This is a genomic window from Streptomyces sp. OfavH-34-F, assembly GCF_022347745.1.
In the GTDB taxonomy this organism is placed as follows: domain Bacteria; phylum Actinomycetota; class Actinomycetes; order Streptomycetales; family Streptomycetaceae; genus Streptomyces.
Window position 1 is genome coordinate 1 of the sequence record NZ_JAKRGC010000457.1, and the last position, 3,895, is coordinate 3,895.

The 3,895-nt window shown below is 73.5% G+C and carries 5 protein-coding genes; all 5 read right to left on the minus strand.

The window, feature by feature from the left end:
• Positions 1-166 precede the first annotated feature (166 nt).
• Positions 167-994, minus strand: a complete 828-nt coding sequence (locus MHW47_RS33185; protein WP_239227560.1) for a hypothetical protein — start codon at positions 992-994, stop codon at positions 167-169.
• A 50-nt stretch (positions 995-1,044) separates the two neighbouring features.
• Positions 1,045-1,962: a methylenetetrahydrofolate reductase [NAD(P)H] gene (gene metF / locus MHW47_RS33190; RefSeq protein ID WP_239227561.1), complete on the minus strand. Its 918-nt coding sequence runs from the start codon at positions 1,960-1,962 to the stop codon at positions 1,045-1,047.
• Positions 1,963-2,113: 151 nt separating this feature from the next.
• Entirely contained in the window at positions 2,114-2,767 is a 654-nt protein-coding gene (gene thiE, locus MHW47_RS33195) for a thiamine phosphate synthase (RefSeq protein WP_239227562.1), read from the minus strand.
• A 110-nt stretch (positions 2,768-2,877) separates the two neighbouring features.
• The gene (locus MHW47_RS33200) at positions 2,878-3,243 is read right to left on the minus strand and encodes an Rv2175c family DNA-binding protein (protein ID WP_239227563.1); all 366 of its coding nucleotides are present in this window, start codon (positions 3,241-3,243) and stop codon (positions 2,878-2,880) included.
• 56 nt (positions 3,244-3,299) lie between these two features.
• A partial coding sequence (locus MHW47_RS33205) for an oxidoreductase C-terminal domain-containing protein (protein ID WP_239227564.1) occupies positions 3,300-3,895 on the minus strand: 596 nt, incomplete at its 5' end.

Sequence of the window (3,895 nt, forward strand, 5' to 3'; positions counted from 1 at the left end):
GCCAACCGGACCCGGCTGCCGGGTCTGCTGCTGGCGGGCGGCTGGGCGCATCCGGGCGGCGGGCTCGCGCACGCGGGCATGTCCGGGGCGCTGGTCGCCGGGACCGTGGTGGAGGGGGACGGCTTCCGGGGCTCGCGGTGAGCCGGGGGCGGCGCGCGACGGCCCGTCAGTAGCGGTACGGGTCGGCGGAGCCGGTGTCGTAGCCGTGGGGGTACGGGGCGGGCTGGGGCGGGTACTGCTCGCTCTCGCGCTGCTGCGGCACCCAGACCCCGCCGGGCGGGGTGTCGGAGCCGTAGGCGTCGGGCTGCTGCGCGTACGGGTCGTACTGCGGGGTGCCCTGGTAGCCGTCGTACGCGCCGTACTGCGGGGTGCTCGCGGTGGTGCCGATGTACGGGTCGGAGTAGGCGGCGTAGCTCTGCGGGTCGGTGCCGTAGTCGTACTGGCCGGCTCCGGCGTACGGGTCCTGGGTGGGCTGGCCCGGGAAATCGGTGTAGGGGTCGTACGCCTCGTACCCTCCGGTGCCCTGGGGCTGCTGGGGGGCGGGGTCGGCGTAGACGCCGTACTGGCCGGTGTCCTCGGGCATCGGCTCGGTCGCGTAGAGCGCGGCGGGGGCCTGCGGGGGGGCGGACGGGACCGGCGGGGTGTCCGGGGCGCCGCCCTCGTACTCCACCTCGAGGCCGGAGACCTCCAGCGTGGGCTTGCGTGCGGCGCCGCCGCGCCGGCGGCGGCTCTCGCCGGGCTTGCCGCCGAGCGCCCAGCCGGTGGAGAAGCCCTTGCGGAAGGAGAGCGTCACATAGGTCTGGCCGGTGGCGAAGGCGATGGCGCCGAGCGCGATGACGGGCACGGACGGCATCAGGACGCCGATGACGACGCAGAGGAAGCCGGTGAACGCGAGGAGCCGCCAGCGCAGCCGGGCCTTGTACTGGAGCAGCACCTCACCGAGCAGCCACAGCGCGACGACACCGAACGCGATGTAGAGGACCGTCCAGCCCATGCCCGCCCCCTTCTACGGCCACCGCCCCGGGTGGTGGCGGGTACGGCCGGTCACGACTGCTTGTGCAGTCCGAGATTCTCGTAGATCTCGAGCGTCGCAGTCGAGTTGTTCAGCGTGATGAAGTGCAGTCCGGGCACACCCTCGGAGAGCAGCTTCGCGCAGAACCGCGTTGCGAAGTCGATGCCAATGGAGCGTACAGCGGCGGCGTCGTCCTTGGCGGCGAGGATGCGCTCTTTCAGCTCCACGGGCAGGGTCGCGTTGCTGAGCTGGGGGAATCGCTCCAACTGCCGGACGCTGGTGACGGGCATGACCTCGGGGATGATCGGCGTGTCGCAACCGGCGGCGACCACGCGGTCACGCATCCGCAGATAGGCCTCCGGATCGAAGAACATCTGGGTGATCGCGTAGTCGGCGCCGGCGCGGCACTTGTCCACAAAGTGCCGGATGTCGCTGTCCCAGTCGGTGGAGCGGGGGTGCCGCTCGGGGAAGGCGGCGACGCCGACGCAGAAGTCGCCGGCCTCCTTGATCAGCCGGACCAGGTCCGCCGCGTACCTGACGCCCTGCGGGTGCTCGACCCAGGCGCCCATCGGGTCGCCGGGCGGGTCGCCGCGCACGGCGAGGATGTTGCGGATGCCGGCGTCGGCGTACTGGCCGACCATGTTGCGCAGCTCGGCGACGGAGTGGTTGACGGCCGTGAGGTGGGCGACCGGGGTGAGCGTGGACTCGGCGGCGATGTCCTGGGTGGCCTTCACCGTGCCGGCGCGGGTGGAGCCGCCGGCCCCGTACGTCACGGAGACGAAGCTCGGGCGTACGGCCTCGACCCGGCGCAGCGCGTTCCACAGGTTGCGCTCGCCCTTCTCGGTCTTGGGCGCCCAGAACTCGAAGGAGTACGAGGTCGCGCCGGTCTCGAGCATCTCGCGCACGGTGCGTGCGCGATCTGTCCTGGTGGAAGGTGTGCCAAGGGCCATACGGGCAGGTTAACCAGGGCGGCGCGGCCCCCCAACCAAACCGGGGGCATTTGCCATATTTGACCGATTCTTGTCCACCCTTCGGACAGATCCGTCCCAACCGCGTCCCTGCCCGGCTCCGGGCGGCCGTCGTCCCGGCCGGGCCGGCCGGTCAGGCTCCGGCGCGCTCGCGGACCCTCCGGGCCAGCTCAGCGGCGGCGGCGCCGGGATCGGACGCCTCGGTGAGCGCCCGTACGACGACGATCCGGCGGGCCCCGCCGTCCAGAACCTGGTCAAGATTGTCCGCGTCGATGCCGCCGATGGCGAACCAGGGGCGGCGGGGGGCGAGCGAGGCGGCGTAGCGCACGAGGTCCAGTCCGGGGGCGTGGCGGCCGGGCTTGGTGGGGGTGGGCCAGCAGGGGCCGGTGCAGAAGTAGTCGACACCGGGTTCGGCGACGGCGGCGTCCACCTCGGCCTCGGCGTGCGTGGAGCGGCCGATGACCGGCCCCGCGCCGATGATCGCGCGGGCCGCGGGCACCGGCAGGTCGCCCTGGCCCAGATGCAGCACGTCGGCGCCGGCGGCGTGGGCGACGTCCGCCCGGTCGTTGACGGCGAGGAGCTTGCCGTGCCGCGCGCAGGCGTCGGCGAGGACGGCGAGGTGCTCCAGCTCCTCGGCGGCCTCCATGCCCTTGTCGCGCAGCTGGACGATGTCCACCCCGCCGGCGAGCACGGCGTCGAGGAACTCGGGCAGGTCGCCCTGGCGCCTGCGGGCGTCCGTGCACAGGTAGAGCCGGGCGTCGGACAGCTGCGCGCGAGGCGTGGACATGGTGCGGTTCCCCCCGGGGAAGGCGATGACGGCGATTCGGTGGTGCGGCACGGGGACGCGGACCGCCCGCTCGTGCGGCGCGGTCCGCGTCCCCGCGGTGATGCGGTCGGTCAGACGGCGAGCGCCTGGGCGCGGCGCTTCACCTCCGTGCCGCGATTCTCACTCAGCGCCTGCGCGGGCGTGCCGGGCAGGGACGGGTCGGGAGTGAAAAGCCATTCCAGCATCTCCTCGTCGGAGAAGCCGTCGTCCTTGAGGAGCGTCAGGGTTCCGGAGAGGCCCTTGACGACCCGGTCGCCGTCGATGAAGGCGGCCGGCACCTGGAGTGCTCGGTTCTCCCCGCGGCGTACGGCGATGAGCTGGCCCTCCTTGACCAGCTGCCGCACGCGCGTCACCTCGATGTCGAGCATCTCGGCGATGTCGGGGAGGTGGAGCCAGGCAGGGACGAGAGCATCGATCTTTGCGTCAATCTCGGTCACGGGACAAGCCTGCCATCCCGGACTGACAGCCGAAACCCGGACTCGGCCCTTCAGGGTCACGCCTCGGGGCGCAGGACCGCCGACTTCAGGGCCACGGAGGGGTCGGCCGCCCGGTCCGCGTCGATCCGGGCCCCCGTCTCGATGAGCCGCCGCCCCTGCGCCAGGTCGCGCGGGCGGCCGACCGCGAGCAGCGCGACCAGGACGCCGTCGCGCAGCCAGCACACCGACCAGGCGGGCTCGGCCGGGTCGCCGCGCCACAGCAGCGTGTCGGCGTCCGCGTGGTGCCCGGCGTACTGCACGAACCGGTCGAACTGCTCGGACCAGAAGTAGGGGACGGGGTCGTAGGGCGGGACGTCCGCCGTGCCGCCGGCCGCGATGTGGGCGGCGGCGGTCCTGGGGCCCTGGAGGGCGTTGTCCCAGTGGTGGACGACCAGCCGGGTGCCGTAGCGGGCGGAGGGGAAGGAGGCGCAGTCGCCGACCGCGTAGACGTCGGGCAGCGAGGTGCGCAGCGCCGCGTCGGCGGTCACCGACCCCTCGGGCCCGAGGGCGATGCCGGAGCCGGCCAGCCAGCCGGTGGCGGGGCGGGCGCCGATGCCGACGACGACCGCTCCGGCCGGGAGGGTGCGGCCGTCCGCGAGGACGACGGCGCCGG

Excerpts from the sequence above, each read along its gene's own strand:
- MHW47_RS33185 (WP_239227560.1), bottom strand. The coding sequence starts at position 994 with ATGGGCTGGACGGTCCTCTACATCGCGTTCGGTGTCGTCGCGCTGTGG.
- metF (WP_239227561.1), bottom strand. The coding sequence starts at position 1,962 with ATGGCCCTTGGCACACCTTCCACCAGGACAGATCGCGCACGCACCGTG.
- thiE (WP_239227562.1), bottom strand. The coding sequence starts at position 2,767 with ATGTCCACGCCTCGCGCGCAGCTGTCCGACGCCCGGCTCTACCTGTGC.